Annotated in this window: 19 protein-coding genes; 6 read left to right on the top strand and 13 right to left on the bottom strand. The window is 56.4% G+C overall.

The genetic code is table 11. From position 1 onward, the window contains the following. Positions 1-9: 9 nt before the first annotated feature. Positions 10-822 (bottom strand): ComFC family protein, encoded by an 813-nt coding sequence (locus GH659_RS04840; RefSeq protein ID WP_246167707.1) that lies wholly within the window; start codon positions 820-822, stop codon positions 10-12. Between GH659_RS04840 and bioB the strand changes: the two genes are divergently transcribed. From bioB to gpmI, 3 genes are read left to right on the top strand one after another with little or no spacing between them, the layout of a single operon-like run. Next, positions 821-1,813 (top strand): biotin synthase BioB, encoded by a 993-nt coding sequence (gene bioB / locus GH659_RS04845; protein WP_153109663.1) that lies wholly within the window; start codon positions 821-823, stop codon positions 1,811-1,813. The genes GH659_RS04840 and bioB overlap by 2 nt on opposite strands. Positions 1,814-1,839: 26 nt before the next feature. Beyond that, on the top strand, positions 1,840-2,733 hold the full coding sequence (gene bioC / locus GH659_RS04850; RefSeq protein WP_153109665.1) for a malonyl-ACP O-methyltransferase BioC: 894 nt from the start codon (positions 1,840-1,842) through the stop codon (positions 2,731-2,733). Positions 2,734-2,789: 56 nt separating this feature from the next. After that, positions 2,790-4,421: a 2,3-bisphosphoglycerate-independent phosphoglycerate mutase gene (gene gpmI / locus GH659_RS04855; RefSeq protein ID WP_153109667.1), complete on the top strand. Its 1,632-nt coding sequence runs from the start codon at positions 2,790-2,792 to the stop codon at positions 4,419-4,421. Between the two features lie 64 nt (positions 4,422-4,485). Here gpmI and GH659_RS04860 read toward each other — a convergent pair whose 3' ends face one another. Further along, positions 4,486-4,917, bottom strand: a complete 432-nt coding sequence (locus tag GH659_RS04860) for a CBS domain-containing protein (protein ID WP_153109669.1) — start codon at positions 4,915-4,917, stop codon at positions 4,486-4,488. Positions 4,918-5,138: 221 nt separating this feature from the next. Here GH659_RS04860 and yihA point away from each other — a divergent pair, with 221 nt between their 5' ends. After that, positions 5,139-5,840 (top strand): ribosome biogenesis GTP-binding protein YihA/YsxC, encoded by a 702-nt coding sequence (gene yihA / locus GH659_RS04865; protein ID WP_153109671.1) that lies wholly within the window; start codon positions 5,139-5,141, stop codon positions 5,838-5,840. Positions 5,841-6,088: 248 nt separating this feature from the next. Continuing rightward, positions 6,089-7,054, top strand: coding sequence for a porphobilinogen synthase (gene hemB / locus GH659_RS04870; RefSeq protein WP_425499979.1), 966 nt, complete (start codon positions 6,089-6,091; stop codon positions 7,052-7,054). Here the strand turns inward: hemB and GH659_RS04875 are convergent. The 3 genes from GH659_RS04875 to argB form a co-directional block, all read right to left on the bottom strand. Then, positions 7,018-8,160 carry an acyltransferase family protein gene (locus GH659_RS04875; protein WP_153109673.1) on the bottom strand — a complete coding sequence of 381 codons (1,143 nt, stop codon included), beginning with the start codon at positions 8,158-8,160 and terminating at the stop codon, positions 7,018-7,020. The two genes, hemB and GH659_RS04875, sit on opposite strands and share 37 nt — an antisense overlap. Positions 8,161-8,247: 87 nt before the next feature. Then, on the bottom strand, positions 8,248-8,979 hold the full coding sequence (locus tag GH659_RS04880) for a pyrimidine 5'-nucleotidase (protein WP_153109675.1): 732 nt from the start codon (positions 8,977-8,979) through the stop codon (positions 8,248-8,250). Positions 8,980-8,994: 15 nt separating this feature from the next. Continuing rightward, on the bottom strand, positions 8,995-9,882 hold the full coding sequence (argB, locus tag GH659_RS04885) for an acetylglutamate kinase (protein WP_153109677.1): 888 nt from the start codon (positions 9,880-9,882) through the stop codon (positions 8,995-8,997). Between the two features lie 143 nt (positions 9,883-10,025). Between argB and GH659_RS04890 the strand changes: the two genes are divergently transcribed. Beyond that, on the top strand, positions 10,026-10,238 hold the full coding sequence (locus tag GH659_RS04890; protein WP_281349709.1) for a cysteine-rich CWC family protein: 213 nt from the start codon (positions 10,026-10,028) through the stop codon (positions 10,236-10,238). Here the strand turns inward: GH659_RS04890 and nudB are convergent. From nudB to GH659_RS04930, 8 genes are all read right to left on the bottom strand, one after another. After that, positions 10,225-10,686 (bottom strand): dihydroneopterin triphosphate diphosphatase, encoded by a 462-nt coding sequence (gene nudB / locus GH659_RS04895; RefSeq protein WP_211364104.1) that lies wholly within the window; start codon positions 10,684-10,686, stop codon positions 10,225-10,227. The two genes, GH659_RS04890 and nudB, sit on opposite strands and share 14 nt — an antisense overlap. Positions 10,687-10,688: 2 nt before the next feature. Beyond that, on the bottom strand, positions 10,689-11,114 hold the full coding sequence (locus GH659_RS04900; protein WP_153109679.1) for a barstar family protein: 426 nt from the start codon (positions 11,112-11,114) through the stop codon (positions 10,689-10,691). Between the two features lie 26 nt (positions 11,115-11,140). Continuing rightward, positions 11,141-11,578, bottom strand: coding sequence for a guanyl-specific ribonuclease (locus GH659_RS04905; RefSeq protein ID WP_343030088.1), 438 nt, complete (start codon positions 11,576-11,578; stop codon positions 11,141-11,143). A 5-nt stretch (positions 11,579-11,583) separates the two neighbouring features. Further along, positions 11,584-13,386, bottom strand: a complete 1,803-nt coding sequence (gene aspS / locus GH659_RS04910; protein WP_153109681.1) for an aspartate--tRNA ligase — start codon at positions 13,384-13,386, stop codon at positions 11,584-11,586. A gap of 22 nt (positions 13,387-13,408) precedes the next feature. Further along, the gene (locus tag GH659_RS04915; protein ID WP_153109771.1) at positions 13,409-14,035 is read right to left on the bottom strand and encodes a DUF502 domain-containing protein; all 627 of its coding nucleotides are present in this window, start codon (positions 14,033-14,035) and stop codon (positions 13,409-13,411) included. Then, complete coding sequence (locus GH659_RS04920) at positions 14,035-14,292, bottom strand: FmdB family zinc ribbon protein (RefSeq protein ID WP_153109769.1); 258 nt, start codon at positions 14,290-14,292, stop codon at positions 14,035-14,037. Before GH659_RS04920 ends, GH659_RS04915 begins: the two co-directional genes overlap by 1 nt. A 109-nt stretch (positions 14,293-14,401) precedes the next feature. Then, the gene (locus GH659_RS04925; protein WP_153109773.1) at positions 14,402-15,259 is read right to left on the bottom strand and encodes a prepilin peptidase; all 858 of its coding nucleotides are present in this window, start codon (positions 15,257-15,259) and stop codon (positions 14,402-14,404) included. Between the two features lie 5 nt (positions 15,260-15,264). Beyond that, entirely contained in the window at positions 15,265-16,497 is a 1,233-nt protein-coding gene (locus GH659_RS04930) for a type II secretion system F family protein (RefSeq protein ID WP_153109683.1), read from the bottom strand. Between the last annotated feature and the right edge of the window lie 16 nt (positions 16,498-16,513).

Below are 16,513 nucleotides of genomic sequence, written 5' to 3' on the forward strand. Positions count from 1 at the left end.
ATGCCTCAATCAGCGTTTCGCCAGGGCGCGCGCAGCAACCAGTACGGTTACGGCAGATGCGCCGTGCAGTTTTAGGGTGCGCGCACACTCGTTAAGTGAGCTGCCCGTAGTCATGACGTCATCGACAAGCAATATTCGTTTTCCGGTTAGATCCGTCGAACAATAAAACGCGTTTCGAATATTTTCTTTCCGGTCTCGCCAAGGCAGTGTGGCTTGTGCAGCGGTGTGACGTAGGCGGACGCAACTGGTCGTATCGATTTGCAGGTTATGGGAGCGACTAATCGGACGGGCGAGTTCCAGTGCTTGATTGAATCCACGCTCACGCAGGCGTATCAGATGCAGCGGTAACGGGATAATGAGATCGGCGCAAATTCCATCGGCCGTACATGCCATTTGCTGCCCAAGGTAGTCGGCAATCGCCAGGCGATGTGCGTATTTCAACGCTTGCACGAGTTTGTCTAACGGGAAATCATAGAGAAAAGCAGCTCGCGTTGAGTCATAGTGTGGCGGGTGCGCGAGGCACTGCCCGCACAATTCACCTGCAGGTGTTGGCTGGGCGCAGCGCGGGCATGCCGGGAGTTCGTGTTTGGGCAGATCTGCGGTGCATGCTTCGCAAACGGGGGCGTGGCGGCTGGTCGATGCGCAAAGAAGGCAGCTTTGAGGAGCGAGGGCGTTGAACAAGCGCGCCAATCCTGGCGCGGATAGCAAGCCTTTGTTTTGAGTTAGAATGCACATTCCCCGGACGCCCCCGTCGTTGAGTCGGCTCTCTGGTTTTTCCTTCTGTGTCTTGCATTTTCCCCGTTTCCAGTAGGTTGCACCCATGAATACAGTCTCTCCAGTCGCATCTTCGGCGGCTACCGCTGCATCTTCCGCTTCTCAGTCCGCGAAATGGACGGTCTCCCAGGTTGAAGCACTTTACCAGATGCCTCTTATGGATCTGTTATATCGAGCCCAGCAAGTGCATCGGGAGAATTTTGATCCGAACGAGGTGCAACGTTCGGCGCTGCTTTCCATCAAGACCGGCGGCTGTCCCGAGGATTGTAGCTATTGCTCGCAATCCGCGCGTTACAAAACGGATACCGAGCGCGAGGCGCTCATGCAGGTGGAGGATGTTGTAGCGGCAGCCAAGGAAGCCAAGGCCAAGGGGGCAACGCGCTTTTGCATGGGGGCGGCCTGGCGGGGGCCGAAAGAAAAAGAGCTGGAAGTGGTGACGCAGATGATCCGCGAAGTGAAGGCGCTCGGGATGGAAACCTGCGTGACGCTGGGTATGCTCAAGGAAGGGCAGGCGCAGAGGCTCAAGGACGCCGGACTCGATTACTACAACCACAACCTCGATACCGACGCCGAGTTTTACGACAAAGTGATTACCTCGCACAAGCATTCGGATCGTATCGATACGATCGCCCAGGTGCGTGAGGTGGGACTCAAGGTGTGTTCTGGTGGCATCCTTGGTCTTGGTGAGTCGCGACGTAACCGGGCAGCGATGATTGCCCAGTTGGCAAACCTTAACCCCCCGCCCGAATCGGTACCGATCAACAATCTGGTGGCGATGCCGGGAACGCCATTGGCGACCAGCGAGAAGGTCGACAGCTTTGAATTCGTGCGTACTATCGCGGCCGCACGGATTACCATGCCGAAGAGTTTCGTTCGCCTGTCGGCCGGGCGTGAAGCGATGTCGCAGGAAATGCAGGCGATGTGCTTCTTTGCCGGGGCGAATTCGATTTTTTATTGCGACAAGTTATTGACGGCGAGCAATTTGGACATCAATTCCGACCAGCTTCTGTTCGAGAAACTTGGTTTGCGCGCCATCTGAGCATTTTTGTTTTCTACTAGAGCTTCATGAAGAGCGCGGTGGCGCCGTTTATTGATCAGCGCCAAGTGGGGCGCAATTTTGCACGAGCGGCGGCTGGCTATGATGAGGTCGCCATTCTGCAACGGGAGATCGCTCGGCGGATGCTCGAACGTCTCGACTACGTGAAGCTTGAGCCGGGCCGTGTCGTCGATCTCGGTTGCGGCACTGGTAGCGGTCTGACGGCCCTCGGTGAGCGTTACCCCAAAGCGCAACTCGTCGGAATCGACATCAGCGAATCCATGCTTCGGGCGGGCTTGAAGCAACGTACATGGCTACGCTGGTTGTTGCCGTTTCTTGGCTCGGCCAAGTCGGCATCCCTGTTGGCGGCCAATGTTGATGCGTTGCCGATTCGGTCGAATGCCGCTGGACTCGTCTGGTCGAATCAGATGCTGCATTGGCTTGACGATCCCCTGCTTGCCTTCCGGGAAATGCACCGGGTGCTCGATGTTGGCGGATTGCTCATGTTCTCAACGCTCGGCCCGGATACCCTCAAGGAACTGCGCGCCTGTTTTGGCGACGGTTATGAGCACACCCAGCGGTTCGTCGATATGCACGATTATGGAGATATGCTTATTGAATGTGGTTTTTCCGACCCGGTAATGGATGTCGAAACGCTGACGATGACCTATCCGTCGCTGGATGATCTGTTTCGTGACTTGCGGGCTAACGGCGCCGCTTGTGCGATGGCCGGGCGGCGTCGGGGGTTGATGGGGCGTCATGAGTGGTCGGCGGCATGCGAGACTTACAAGAAATTTGATGTTGGTGGGTGCTATCCTGCAACGTTCGAGGTTGTGTATGGTCATGCATGGAAATCTCCATCGAAAGTCGCGGCAGACGGGCGCTCGATCATTCGTTTTGATCCGAAACAGCGGTTGCGATAGATAAAACGGGCGAAGTCTGCGCGAGCAACGTTCCGACGTTAGAAAAGGGGAAAGTTATGTTGAAAAAAATGAGTTCCTTTGCCGGTATCCAGGGGCCGGTGGTGACGGTTATCATCGATGGCTACGGGATTGCCAAATCTGACGTGGGAAGTGCCATCGCGGCGGCCCGGAAGCCCACGCTTGATCGGCTTTTCGCCAATTATCCCAACATGACCCTGCGCGCCCACGGCACGGCGGTGGGGATGCCTTCCAATGACGACATGGGCAATTCGGAAGTGGGTCACAATGCCATCGGTGCCGGCCAAGTCTATAGCCAAGGCGCGGCCTTGGTCGCTGCGGCGATCGCGAGTGGAGCCATCTGGCAGCGCGACGCATGGCAGCAGATCATTGCGGGGGCAACGTCGGGAACCGTGCATTTCATCGGTCTTTTTTCCGACGGTAACGTGCATAGCCACATTGACCACCTGAAAGCGATGGTCGTGCGCGCCAAGGAAGACGGGATCCGGTGCGTGCGTATTCACGCGTTGCTCGACGGTCGCGATGTTCCTGAAACAAGCGCGTTGGAGTATCTGGAACCATTTGAGGCTTTCCTTGCCGAGATCAGTTCGGGCGGCTTCGATGCACAGATTGCCTCGGGGGGCGGGCGCATGGCGATTACGATGGATCGCTATGAGGCCAATTGGCGCATGGTCGAGAAAGGGTGGCACATTCATGTGCTCGGTGAGGGGGATCAGTACCCGAGCGCGTCAGCGGCGGTTAAGGATTTGCGTGTCCGTTTTCCCGGCACCATCGATCAGGATCTTCCCCCCTTCGTTATTGCCAGGGACGGTCAGCCCGTCGGCACCATTGGCGACGGCGATTCGGTCGTTTTCTTCAACTTCCGTGGCGATCGCGCAATCGAAATCACCCGCGCCTTTGAAGACGCCGATTTCGACAAGTTCGATCGTGTGCGCGTGCCGAAAGTCACCTACGCCGGGATGCTGCAATACGATGGTGATTTGAAGCTTCCCAAGCGTTTTCTCGTAGCACCGCCGGCGATTCAGGATACGTCGGGCGAATGGTTCTCAAAGTCGGGGCTTACGCAGTTTGCGTGCTCCGAGACCCAGAAATTCGGCCACGTCACCTACTTCTGGAACGGCAACCGCTCTGGCAAGTTCGAGGGCGAAACCTATGTAGAAGTGCCGAGCGATGTCGTTCCGTTCGAGCAGCGCCCCTGGATGAAATCCGCGGAAATTGCCGATGCGATGATCGCGGCGCTCAGGAGCGGCGCTTATCGAGCGCTGCGCTGCAATTTTGCGAATGGCGACATGGTTGGCCATACCGGTAATTTCCGGGCGGCGACAATGTCCGTCGAGGCGGTTGATCTGGCGCTATCCCGCCTGTTGCCGGTTATCGACGAAATGGGCGGGGTGGCCCTGATTACGGCTGACCACGGCAACGCCGACGAAATGTTCGAACTCGACAAAAAGACCGGCCAGCCGGCCTTGAGTGCGGATGGTGCATTCAAGGCAAAAACGGCGCATACCCTCAATCCTGTTCCTCTGATTCTCTACGATAACGTCAGTGGCGGCAGGCTTGGGCTAAAGGCCGTCGCCGACGCCGGATTGTCAAATCTGGCGGCGACGACCGCCAATCTCCTGGGCTTTGAGAAGCACGACAAATGGGATGAAAGTCTGCTGAGCTACTGATTGCGCCAAGTCCGGTCGAAAAAATGGAGGGGCATGCGCTCCTCCTTCTTTTGATTGATGACGTTTAGCCGGTTATATAGCGTTCAAGCTCTCCGATGATGAATTGCTGTTGGCTGATCGTTTCCTTAACGACGTCACCGATCGAAACAACCCCAAGTAGATTCCCGCTATCGTCTATGACGGGCAAATGGCGGATGCGTTTTTCTGTCATGATCGCCATGCATTCCTCGATTGTGGCGTTCGCGGGAACGTAAATGACCCTCTCGGTCATGACTTCTGCGACTGTCGTCTGCTTTGACGATTTGCCCTGCAGAATGACCTTTCGCGCGTAATCGCGTTCAGAGAAAATGCCGACAAGGCGTTCGCCATCAAGGACAAGAACGGCGCCAATATCATGCATGGCCAAGACTTCAAGCGCACGATGCACCGATTCGAGAGGGGAAACGGCAACGGGTAATTTGTTCTTGCTCTCGATAAGCTGTCTGAGTGTTTTCATGAAACCTCCGTGCGCTTCGTTGTTTGTTCGCTACGTGGCAATTGCAGCTGCGCCGGTGAGCATGATGACTGCCCGGTATTTGACCGTTTGCTATCGGGGAAGTTCTCGAGAGCGGTTCAGCATGGCGGCAAGCTGATTGCTAAACCTGTTATTCTATAAAACGTCTTTGAATTTCCACGGCAGCGACGAAACAGCTGCCGATTTATTTTTCTTGGGGCACGATGTCACTTTTCAGGAAGGCGGTCTTTCATACGACCGTCGCTAATCTTCAGGATTTGCCAATGGATTCGGTGTGCGAGATTGCCTTTGCCGGGCGCTCGAACGCTGGGAAATCATCGGCTATCAATACGCTCGCGGATCACACACGGCTCGCATTTGTTTCCAAGACGCCCGGCCGGACGCAACATCTGAATTACTTTACCCTCGCCGAGGGAAAGTATTTCGTCGATCTTCCCGGCTATGGCTTTGCCAAGGCTCCTGAGGAAATTCGCTCGCAATGGGAAAGCCTGCTTGGCCCTTATTTGCGCCATAGAACGACGTTGGCCGGATTGGTTTTGATCATGGATAGCCGCCATCCATTGACCGATCTCGATGCTCAGTTAATTGAATTGTTTGCCCCGAGCGGAAAACCGATTCACGTCCTTTTGTCGAAGGCTGACAAGCTGACGCGGATGGAGCAGGCAGAAGTCGTGCGGGAGGTAAAGGCCGGGCTGTTGCAGTTCGGAAGCAACTGTTCGGTGCAGCTGTTTTCGAGTTTCAACCGTTTGGGCGTCAGGGAGGCGGAATTGATTCTCGGCGGCTGGCTCGGGATGGAGGTTCCCGACGATGTGCCGCCGCCAACCGGTCTGCGTACGGAAAAAGCAGCTCGCCCGAAAAACCGCAAGGCGATCGGCTGGAGTGCAAGAGTGGGAAAGAAAACATGAAGAAAAAACCCCCGGCGAAGGGAGGGGCCGGGGGCAAAATGCCTTACGTGACGTAAGGCACCCGCTCAGGGAGATGAAGCGGGAGACGGTGCGTGCCATCTAAACACTAAGATTTAAGAATGCGAAATTAGTTCCATGCGTTTTTTCTCTCCCATATGTTCTGTGTAGACGAAAAACAAATGGAATTCAATGCGAGGAATGAAATCGTGAGTTTTTCTGGCAAATTCCCGACGGTGCGTATGCGTCGCATGCGCCGTGATGATTTCTCCAGGCGCTTGATGCGTGAGTCAGTTCTTACGCCTAACGATCTGATCTATCCGGTTTTTGTCCTTGAGGGGCGTAATCGCGCTGAAGCGGTGAGTTCAATGCCCGGCGTTGAGCGGAAAAGCCTTGATCTGCTGTTGAAAACGGCGGAGCGGGCGCTGCTTTTGGGCGTGCCCGCGCTGGCATTGTTCCCCGTTATTGATGCTTCGCTCAAAACGCCAGGCGCCGAAGAAGCCTGGAATCCTGACGGTTTGGTGCCGCGTGTCGTGGCTACGCTGAAGAAGGAATTCCCGGAGCTGGGCGTTATTACCGACGTGGCGCTTGATCCCTACACCAGTCACGGACAGGATGGGCTGATTGCGGAGAATGATCCTTGTCGTTATGTACTGAACGATGAAACGCTGGAAGCACTGGCGAAACAGGCGTTGACTCACGCGCAGGCGGGGGCGGATGTGGTTGCGCCATCAGACATGATGGATGGCCGTGTCGCACGTATTCGGGCCGAACTCGACGGTTCCGGCCAGATTCACGCGCGAATTCTGGCCTATTCCGCCAAGTATGCTTCGAGCTTCTACGGGCCGTTCCGCGAGGCGGTTGGCTCGGCCGGCAGCTTGGGTGGAGGCAATAAATACACTTACCAGATGGATCCGGCCAATTCGGATGAGGCTTTGCGCGAGGTGGCGCTTGATCTGGCCGAAGGGGCCGACATGGTGATGATCAAGCCGGGCATGCCTTATCTCGATATTGTCCGGCGCGTGAAGGACGAATTCCGTGTGCCGACCTATGCCTATCAGGTCAGTGGTGAGTATGCGATGCTCAAGGCGGCGTGCCAGAATGGATGGCTTGAAGAAAAACCGTGCGTGCTTGAAAGCCTGCTGGCCTTCAAGCGTGCCGGCGCCGATGGCATTCTGACCTACTTTGCCCTTGATGTTGCCGAGTGGCTGGCCTGATTGCGCTCTTTGCGCGTCGGGAAACAGCGCCCGATCAATCTTGACGACAAGGCGCTTGCAGTCGCCAGCCACGTCGAGGACTGACTTTCAATAAAACGGTAAAATATGGCGCCTGCGGCGATGCTTGCAAACCAGCCAAAGACGATGCCGAAGGCGTTGGCTGACGGATCGCTTGGGGCAAAAAAAGCAAAAAGCCCGTTGATTACGAGCAGAATCGGAAAGTGCGCTAGGAAAACCGAGTACGAAATTTTTCCCAGATAGGCGAACAGCCGCCCGTGCGGCTGAGTCTCCAGAAATCCCCAGCGTTGTGAAAGGCCGAGCGCAATTGCGGTCGCCAGCGCGACGGCGATTCTGGAGCGGAAATCATAAATAAGTGCGGCGACAGCTACGGCCGTGATAATCACCAGCCAATCCAAGTGCGTTTTTCTGCTCGTTGCCCAATAGGTGAGCGCTCCCAGGCCATAGGCTCCAAAGAAGTAAATTCCGTAACTGTCCCAGTTTTCATCGAGGTTGAAAACGAAGAGCGAGGCAGCGGCGAGGCCGGCGACCATGGCAATCCCGAAAGGAAATTCTGGCCTTGCGTTTTGCCGGACCCAAAGTCGGGGAATCCAGAGCAACAAGAGCAATAGCGCGAATAACTGGAAATCAATGGCGACATACCAAACGCCGGCTGACAGCGAATCGAATTCAAGAAGGCTGTGCAGCAACGTTAAGTGCCCGAGAACTTGCCATATTGTGGGCGAGGTTGGAATCGAATCGTGATCCATCAGGTTGCGGGCGATCGCCGCGCACAGGGTGCCAAGCAGTAAAGCGCCGGCGTAAGGGATTACGAGTTTGAAGTAGCGTTTCTTCAAAAGAGAAAACGGCGCTTTTGTGATCAAGATGCCGTCCGGGGCGATTGATTTTGCGGCCAGAAAACCGCCCATAACCAGGAACATCTGAACGGCAATCCGCGCATGCTGACTTAGCCAGGCGATCAGTTGTGGCGCGAGATCGTTCGCGACGTCCGACATCGGACCATAAAAGGCAAGGTGATGCAGGACGATGAGTTGGGAAGCGACGGCTTTCAGCGCGTCAATGAAGGCGAGGCGTTGAGGAACTTGCATAAAGAGGGGACCAAAGGCTAAAGCAGTTTGCTTGATAACGTTTCAATGGGTAAAGCGCTGACAGCACCGGGCTTTGTTCGCCTCTTCTTATAGCTGTGCGAGTCGGGCGGGGAGTTCGAGGATGGAAGATATTTTGACGTCGACGTGTGGCGGTTGCCGAGTAAGTGCGCTGACCCAGACGGTTTTCATCCCGAGCCGTTTGGCCGTTTTCAGGTTGGCCTGCGTATCTTCGACCATGATGCAGTCGCAAGGGCGGAGCCTTTCGTTACGCAGAATACGCAGGAAGCCAAAATGGTCGGGTTTGGGGCGAAAGCGAATGCGCTCGACGGAATAGATGGCGTCAAAGCAATGCTGAATGCCGACTATTTGAAGGATGTCCCGAACGTATTTTTGCGGGGCGTTGGAGAAAATGATTTTTCTGCCCGGCAGCCGGTGCAACATGGCTTTGAGGCCGCGCTCGGCAATCACGATGCGTTCGAGTTCGGGAAACTGATGCGTATGGTGCAGGAAGTGGTGCGGGTTGGTGCCGTGATGGCGCATCAGTCCGAGCAGGGTGGCGCCGTAGCGTTTCCAATAGTGCTGGCGGAGGTGGGTTGCTTCTGCTTCGTCGATCTGCAAATGATGGCAAATGTACGCCATCATCGCCCGGTGCATGTGCGGGAAAATATGCGCGTTGGCGTCGTGCAGGGTGTTGTCGAGGTCGAAAAGCCAAGTGCGCTTCGCGGGTTGCCTGCCCGCCGCCGGGAGAGTGGGGCGGGTAGAAGTGGTTTGAGCGGCGGAAGGTGGGCCGAGTGCGCTGCGTGAACCGTAAAACTTCACCTCCCGCCTTTCTGATCAGTGGCTCTTGATCATCGTGCCGCAGCCACGATTGGTCAGAATCTCCAGCAACAGCGCATGGTCTACGCGGCCGTCAATGATGTGCACGCTCTTGACGCCGTTGCGTGCGGCATCAAGCGCCGATCCGATCTTCGGGAGCATGCCGCCGTACAGGGTGCCATCGGCGACCATTTCCTCGATTTCTTTCGGCGTGACATTCGTAACCAGTTTGCCCGCCTTGTCGAGCACGCCGGGGGTGTTGGTGAGCAGCACAAGCTTTTCCGCTTGCAAAACTTCGGCGACGCGACCGGCAACGACATCGGCGTTGATATTGTAGGTTTCCCCGTTTTCGCCGACGCCAATCGGCGCAATGACCGGTATGAAGCCGCCTGCCTCAAGGTAGCGGATCAAGCCCGGCTCGATGTATTCGATGTCGCCGACGAGTCCGATGTCAATCTGTTTGTCCGGGTGCTCATTGTCCTGAAGGAATAACTTCTTGGCGCGGATCAAGTTGCTGTCCTTGCCAGTCAGTCCGACGGCGCGGCCGCCGGCCTGATTGATCAGGCTGACGACATCCTTATTGACCTGCCCGCCGAGTACCATTTCGACAATTTCCATGGTGTCGGCGCCGGTGACACGCATGCCCTGGATGAATTCCCCCGTGATGCCAACGCGCCCGAGCAGGTTTTCGATTTGCGGTCCGCCACCATGGACGACGACAACATTGATCCCAACCAGTTTGAGTTGGACGACATCCCGCGCGAACGAACGCTTAAGGTCCTCGTTGATCATCGCGTTGCCGCCAAATTTGACGACAATGGTTTTTCCGTGGAAACGTCGGATATAAGGCAGGGCTTCGGCTAAAGTGTCGGCGATCTGAGTCGGGGAAAATTGCGGCGAGGTCATTGTGGGTATCCTTAACAAACGAGCAAATTTTACTCGTGGCTTGGGCAAAGCAAAAGGGAGCCGCCATGCCAACGAGACGTTTTAATGGTCATTTGTTTCGATGAGGAGTCAGCGTGAATAGAAGTGGGGCAGAAAGGGAGTTGGTGAAAACAAGTGTTTGTCCCGCGTGTGGGGCTGAGTTTGTTTGCGGCGTGACCGCCGGGCAGATGGTTTGCTGGTGCATGGAAAATGCGGTTAGGTTACCTGTGACCGTGTTGCTTGGGGGCGTTGATGGGCAAAACGATGAGAGCCATCTGGTTGCTTGTTATTGTCCCGCTTGCCTTGCGCGGAAAACGCGAGAAACTACCGGCCATTAGTTTTTTCTGCCAGCCTGAGGATCGCGTCGCGATTGCTCCATGAGAAGCATTGCGTTGCCCCTTCTTGCCAGGGGAGCCAGCGGTAATTCGAATGTTCCTCGGCGGCCAGGGTTACGGGTCGAACCTGCGGGACCAAGAGGGAAAAGACGTGTTCGACATTGCAGGTAACGCCGGGAGCGTAGCGGTCGCGCCATTCGGGGAAAATTTCGAATGTGTTGGTCATCTGCCAGTCGGTCAGTTGGCCCGGCGCGACTACAATACCGGTTTCTTCGTGCACCTCCCGGATGGCTGTCTGTGGCAGTGTCTCTTCGTCCTCCTGGCTGCCGGTGACCGATTGCCAGAATCCGGGGTGTTTTGCTCGCTGCAGAAGCAAGACTTGGAGGTCCGGGGTGTGAATGATGACTAGAACGGAAATCGGGCGCTTGTATTGTTTGGGCAGAGGATTCATGGCTAGTGATAGCGTTGCCCGTTGGCGGTTCCGGTGGGGTCGGTCAGATAAAACACGAGGAACGGAACGTTGCGCGCCCGCCATTCGTCGACGGCACAGGCCAGAACGGCGTTAAGGGTGGCAAAGCTGGTCGGTGTCGCGCTCAGTGTGGCGCTTCCGCTGAGCGTGATAACGTAGCCGGAGGCCGGGTGCCAGGAGAAGTCCGTCAGGCAGTCGTTCAGTGCATCGAGATTGCCGCCAAACCAGTCGGGGAACTCGAGGTCGCGTTTGAGGGCGCGGATAAAGCCGGGGACATTGGTTGCCCGCTGCAGATCGACTTCGAAGAAGGCGAAGCCCTGTTCGTTTGCCGCCTCCTTGAGCGCGGCGAGATCCTCGCGTGATAAACGAAAGATGCCGGCCTGGCTCGGAAGTACGATGTGCTTGGGCATGTCAAGGCTCCGGAGTACGCGGATTTTTATGGGACTCGACGATTCGCCGGAAACTGCGATAGTGATTGCCGGAATAGTAATACATCGTCTGATGTCGACGCATTGCCGGTTTTGCCAAGGCCGGCGACGATTCTTCGCGGACCGCGGTCTCGGCGGCCGGGTGTTGGAACAGTGTATTCCCGGTAGTAGCCCCGAGGTTGCGGAGGCAAGTGCCGTTCGAAGTTTCCGAAGATGCTGCCGTCCTTGTGCGGATACGGAAACGGACCACCTTGTCGAATCAGATAAAGGGTATCTCTGGCTTCTGTGGGGAGATTCTCAAGCCGGACGGTGCCGATGGTTTGTACCGGGCCGGTCTCGCGGGCCGATCCCGTTCCGCAAACACCAAACACACCGGCCAGCGCAACTAAGAGCGCCAGCCGGCATGCTATTGCTAAGGTCTTAAATGCGGCGGCGAGGCGTCGCATCGGAGTTAGCTTTTGCCAACTTCGACCTGGGTTTCGATTTTCTGACGCAGGCGGATATGGAGTTCGCGAAGTTGCTTTTCATCCACCATGCTTGGCGCGTCGGTGAGCAGACATTGCGCCCGTTGCGTTTTCGGGAAAGCAATCACGTCGCGGATCGATTCGGCACCGGTCATCATGGTCACGATACGGTCGAGGCCAAAGGCCAGGCCGCCGTGTGGGGGCGCGCCGTACTTGAGGGCGTCGAGCAGGAAGCCAAATTTGATACTGGCTTCCTCGTCGCTGATGCCGAGCGCTTGGAATACCTGTTGCTGGACATCGGCGCGGTGGATACGCACCGATCCGCCGCCGAGTTCCCAGCCATTGAGCGCCAAGTCGTAGGCCTTGGCCAGGCACTTGCCCGGATCGGTCGACAGCAATGGGATGTGTTCGTCTTTCGGGCTGGTGAACGGATGGTGGCAGGCGACCCAGCGCTTTTCGTCTTCGTCATAGTCGAACATCGGGAAGTCCACGACCCAGAGCGGCTCCCACGCTTTGCCGTTGAGGAAGCCTTTTTCGTGGCCGATCTTGATACGTAGCGCCCCAAGGGCGTCATTGACCACTTTGGCTTTATCGGCGCCGAAGAAAATGAGGTCGCCGGATTGAGCGCCTGTGCGTTCGACAATGGCTTTGAGCGCCGTTTCCGACAGGTTCTTGACGATCGGCGATTGCAGGCCGGTGTCGTTGAGTTGCGTGGCGTCGTTGACCTTGATGTAAGCCAACCCCTTGGCGCCGTAGATGCCGACGAACTGCGTGTATGCGTCGATCTCGCCACGGGTGAGGCTTGCCCCTCCCGGGATGCGGAGCGCTGCTACGCGGCCGTTCTCGGAGTTGGCGACATTCGCGAAAACCTTGAAGGGAACGTCTTTTACGGCGTCGGTGACTTCAGTGAGTTCGAGCGTTACGCGCAGATCAGGCTTGTCCGAGCCAAAGCGGTGCATGGCTTCGGCGTAGGTCATGCGCGGGAACGGGTTGGGCAGGTCGGTGTCGATCGCTTCCTTGAACACGTAACGGATCAAGTCTTCCATGATTGCGGTGATTTCAGTTTCGCTCAGGAAGGAGGTTTCGATATCAACCTGGGTGAACTCCGGTTGGCGGTCGGCGCGCAAATCCTCGTCGCGGAAGCATTTAGTGATCTGATAGTAGCGGTCGAAGCCGGCGACCATCAGCAATTGCTTGAAGAGCTGCGGCGACTGGGGCAGGGCGAAGAATTGGCCGGCGTGAACGCGCGATGGCACGAGGTAGTCGCGTGCGCCTTCTGGCGTGCTCTTGGTGAGCATCGGCGTCTCGATGTCGATAAAGCCTGCGTCGTCGAGGTAGCGGCGGAATGCCCGCGCTGTCTTGTAGCGCAGGATGAGGTTCTTTTGCATCTGTGGCCGCCGCAGATCGATCACGCGGTGCTGAAGGCGGACGTTTTCCGAAAGGTTGTCCTCGTCGAGCTGGAACGGCGGCGTGACCGATGGGTTGAGCACTTCGATCTCGTGGCAGAGGATTTCGACCTCGCCGCTGGGCATGTTCGGGTTAACTGTTCCGGCCGGCCGGGCGCGGACCTTGCCCGTAATTCTGAGGCAGAATTCGTTGCGCACCGATTCGGCGATGGAAAACATTTCCGGACGGTCTGGGTCGCAAACGATCTGGGCCAATCCTTCGCGGTCGCGCAGGTCGATAAAGATAACGCCGCCGTGGTCGCGCCGGCGGTGTGCCCAGCCGCAAAGCGTTACTTCCTGGTCAATGGTTTGGGAGTTGAGTTGGCCGCAATAATGGGTTCGCATAGTTGTTCTGAAAAGTCGTGGTTCAATGGGTTTTAGATGAGAGCGATGCCGGCTTCTTTCGCACAGGCGGAGCGACGACGCCCATCGAGATGATGTATTTGAGTGCCTCGTCGACGTTCATGTCGAGTTCGATGACGTCGCTTTTTTTGAAAATCAGGAAAAAGCCCGAGGTTGGATTCGGAGTGGTCGGAACGTAGACGCTGACGTGTTCGTCGTCGAGATGATTGCGCACATCCCCGCCAGGGGTCCCGGTCAGGAAGGCGATCGTCCACGAGCCGGCGTGCGGGTACTGAACGAGTAAGGCCTTGCGGAAGGCGTTCCCGGAAGAGGAAAACAGCGTATCGGAGACCTGTTTGACGCTGTTGTAGATCGAATTGACAACCGGAATGCGAGCCAGCAGTTTTTCCCACCAGACTACCAGCCGTTGGCCAATGAAATTTGCAGCGAGGATGCCGGTGACCAGAATGATGAGCACGGTAAGCAAAATACCGATGCCTGGAACGTCATACCCCAAGAGGGTGTGCGGGTGAACTGCCGTCGGTAGCAGAAGCAATGACTGATCGGCGACGCCGGCGATCAATGAGAGTACCCAGGCGGTGATCGCCAAGGGAACCCAGATCAGTAGTCCGGTGATGAAATAGCGTTTAATCAACTGGCCGCGCACGCATCTGCTCCGGCACACCCTTGGCACGGTGGCGGATTGCTGGCCTTTGTCGAGGAACCGTTGTTTTTGAAGTCAGTGGCGTACCAGCCATTGCCTTTGAGCTGAAAGCCGGCGGCAGTGATCTGTTTTTGATAAGCGTCTTTGCCACATTCCGGGCAGGTGGTCAGCACCGGGGCATTGAGTTTCTGCAAATGATCTTTTTCGAAACCGCAGGAGTCGCAGCGATAAGCGTAGATTGGCATGTTGGTACCTTCAATCAGCAACAAAGGAAAGATTATACCCGAACAAGGCCTTGGTATTGGCCGCTCGGCGCTTTGCCAAGGTGTGGGCAAAGTCCTTGTTTTCAAGTGATTAGAGCAACTGGAGATACCCTCGCGTGATTTCCTCGCCCCAGAACAGCGCGAGCAGGCCCGCGGCGGCAAGGTAGGGGCCGAAAGGGATGGGGACGTTGCGGCCGCGTTTGGCCAGCAAGATCAGCACAATCCCAACGCAGGCGCCAACCAGGGAAGAAAGGAGGATGGTGGCCGGCAATATCTGCCAACCGAGCCAGGCGCCAATTGCGCTGAGTAGTTTGAAGTCGCCGTATCCCATTCCTTCTTTGCCGGTGGCCAGTTTGAACGCCCAATAAACCGACCAGAGCGATAGGTAGCCTGCAATGGCTCCGACCACCGCTGAATGCAGATCCGTGAATACGCCAAAGAGGTTGAACAGCAAGCCTGACCACAAGAGCGGCAGAGTGATCGAGTCGGGTAGCAGCTGCGTGTCGAAATCGATGCAACTGAGGGCAATGAGCGCCCAGATCAGGATCAACGCGCCAGCGATTTGCCAGCCTGAACCCAGGTGCCACGCGGCGAAGGCGGAAAGAATGGCAGTGAATGCTTCAACCGTCGGGTAGCGGGCGGAAATAGGGGCATGGCAGCTTGAGCATTTTCCGCGAAGAAAAAGCCAGCTAAGTAGCGGGATATTTTCCAGGGCGGTAATCATATGGTCACAGTTCGGGCAACGTGAACGTGGTGTGGCCAGTGTCAGAGGAGGAAGTTCCGGTGGGGGCTGCCCTTGCAACTCGGCGCATTGCAGGCGCCAGTCGCGCTCCATCATCTTGGGCAAGCGGTGAATGACGACATTGAGAAAGCTTCCTACGACAAGTCCCAATAGGCCGCAGGCAAGGGTTAGCGAGGTTGTGTCGTTAAGCCAGACAAGCCAATCCATGTTCATCAGACAACGGCTCCCAGTTTGAAAATTGGCAGATACATGGCAATGACCATGCCGCCGATCAATACGCCAAGGACGACCATGATGAGGGGCTCCATCAGGCTGGAGAGCGCTTCAACCGCGTCGTCGACTTCCGCTTCGAAAAAGTCGGCAACTTTGCCGAGCATTGAGTCGAGCGCTCCGGATTCCTCTCCGATCGCGACCATTTGGTTGACCATGTTCGGGAACAGTTCGCTGTTTTGCATGGCCGAGGTAAGACTGGTTCCCGTGCTGACTTCAGTCTGGATTTGCCGCGTGCCAACTTTGTACACATAGTTGCCCGCAGCGCCCCCTACTGATTCAAGTGACTCTACCAATGGGACGCCGGCCGCGAACATTGTCGCCAGTGTCCGTGTCCAGCGCGCGATGACCGACTTGCGAATGATGCCGCCAAAAATGGGAAGTCGGAGAAATACTCGGTCGAGCGCAAATTGCATTTTTTCCGAACGTTTCCAAGTGTAGAAAAAGGCAAAAATGCTGCCGCCCAGCGTGCCGAAGATCAACCACCAGTACGCCACGAAAAAGTCCGACATCGCAATGACCATCAGTGTGGGGGCTGGCAAGTCGGCGCCAAAGCTCTTGAAGACTTCTTTGAACGCCGGAATCACGAAAATCATGATGACTGCGGTAATAATGAAGGCAACGATGATGACGGCCGTGGGGTAGAACATCGCCGATTTGATTTTCGACTTGATGGCGAGCATCTTTTCTTTATAAGTCGCCAAGCGGTCGAGTAGCGTTTCCAGAATGCCGGCCTGTTCGCCTGCAGCGACCAGGTTGCAATACAACTGGTCGAAGTAAAGAGGGTGTTTTCTAAACGCCTGTGACAATGAACTACCTGTCTCGACGTCTGATTTGATGTCGAGCAACAACTTGCCAACGGCCGGATTGTCGTGGCCGCGCCCAACGATATCGAATGTTTGAAGAAGTGGCACGCCAGATTTCATCATGGTGGCCAATTGGCGGGTAAACAGGGCGACATCTTTTTCGCTGACTTTTCCGCCCCGTCTGAACGACTGTTTGGTGACTTTTGTGACGAGGACTCCTTGGCGCCGCAACGTCGCGTTAACAACGGCCTCGCTCGTGGCGCGCAGTTCCCCTCGCACAATTTTCCCGGCCTTGTTTTTGCCCGTCCAGAGATATGTGAATTCTTTGGCCTCGCGGCCTGCCTTGCTGGGTTTGGTCGGTGTAGCCATACAGCTCCCTTATGTG

The sequence above is a fragment of the Propionivibrio limicola genome, from assembly GCF_009469695.1.
GTDB lineage: Bacteria > Pseudomonadota > Gammaproteobacteria > Burkholderiales > Rhodocyclaceae > Propionivibrio > Propionivibrio limicola.

Coding starts and splice junctions, on each gene's coding strand:
- GH659_RS04930 (WP_153109683.1), bottom strand. CDS start 16,497: ATGGCTACACCGACCAAACCCAGCAAGGCAGGCCGCGAGGCCAAAGAA.
- GH659_RS04840 (WP_246167707.1), bottom strand. CDS start 822: ATGGGTGCAACCTACTGGAAACGGGGAAAATGCAAGACACAGAAGGAA.
- GH659_RS04900 (WP_153109679.1), bottom strand. CDS start 11,114: ATGCCCAAGCACATCGTACTTCCGAGCCAGGCCGGCATCTTTCGTTTA.
- nudB (WP_211364104.1), bottom strand. CDS start 10,686: ATGAATCCTCTGCCCAAACAATACAAGCGCCCGATTTCCGTTCTAGTC.
- GH659_RS04860 (WP_153109669.1), bottom strand. CDS start 4,917: ATGAAAACACTCAGACAGCTTATCGAGAGCAAGAACAAATTACCCGTT.
- yihA (WP_153109671.1), top strand. CDS start 5,139: ATGTCACTTTTCAGGAAGGCGGTCTTTCATACGACCGTCGCTAATCTT.
- bioC (WP_153109665.1), top strand. CDS start 1,840: ATGAAGAGCGCGGTGGCGCCGTTTATTGATCAGCGCCAAGTGGGGCGC.
- GH659_RS04920 (WP_153109769.1), bottom strand. CDS start 14,292: ATGCCAATCTACGCTTATCGCTGCGACTCCTGCGGTTTCGAAAAAGAT.
- GH659_RS04875 (WP_153109673.1), bottom strand. CDS start 8,160: ATGCAAGTTCCTCAACGCCTCGCCTTCATTGACGCGCTGAAAGCCGTC.
- hemB (WP_425499979.1), top strand. CDS start 6,089: ATGCGCCGTGATGATTTCTCCAGGCGCTTGATGCGTGAGTCAGTTCTT.
- GH659_RS04925 (WP_153109773.1), bottom strand. CDS start 15,259: ATGGATTGGCTTGTCTGGCTTAACGACACAACCTCGCTAACCCTTGCC.
- gpmI (WP_153109667.1), top strand. CDS start 2,790: ATGTTGAAAAAAATGAGTTCCTTTGCCGGTATCCAGGGGCCGGTGGTG.
- bioB (WP_153109663.1), top strand. CDS start 821: ATGAATACAGTCTCTCCAGTCGCATCTTCGGCGGCTACCGCTGCATCT.
- argB (WP_153109677.1), bottom strand. CDS start 9,882: ATGACCTCGCCGCAATTTTCCCCGACTCAGATCGCCGACACTTTAGCC.
- GH659_RS04905 (WP_343030088.1), bottom strand. CDS start 11,578: ATGCGACGCCTCGCCGCCGCATTTAAGACCTTAGCAATAGCATGCCGG.
- aspS (WP_153109681.1), bottom strand. CDS start 13,386: ATGCGAACCCATTATTGCGGCCAACTCAACTCCCAAACCATTGACCAG.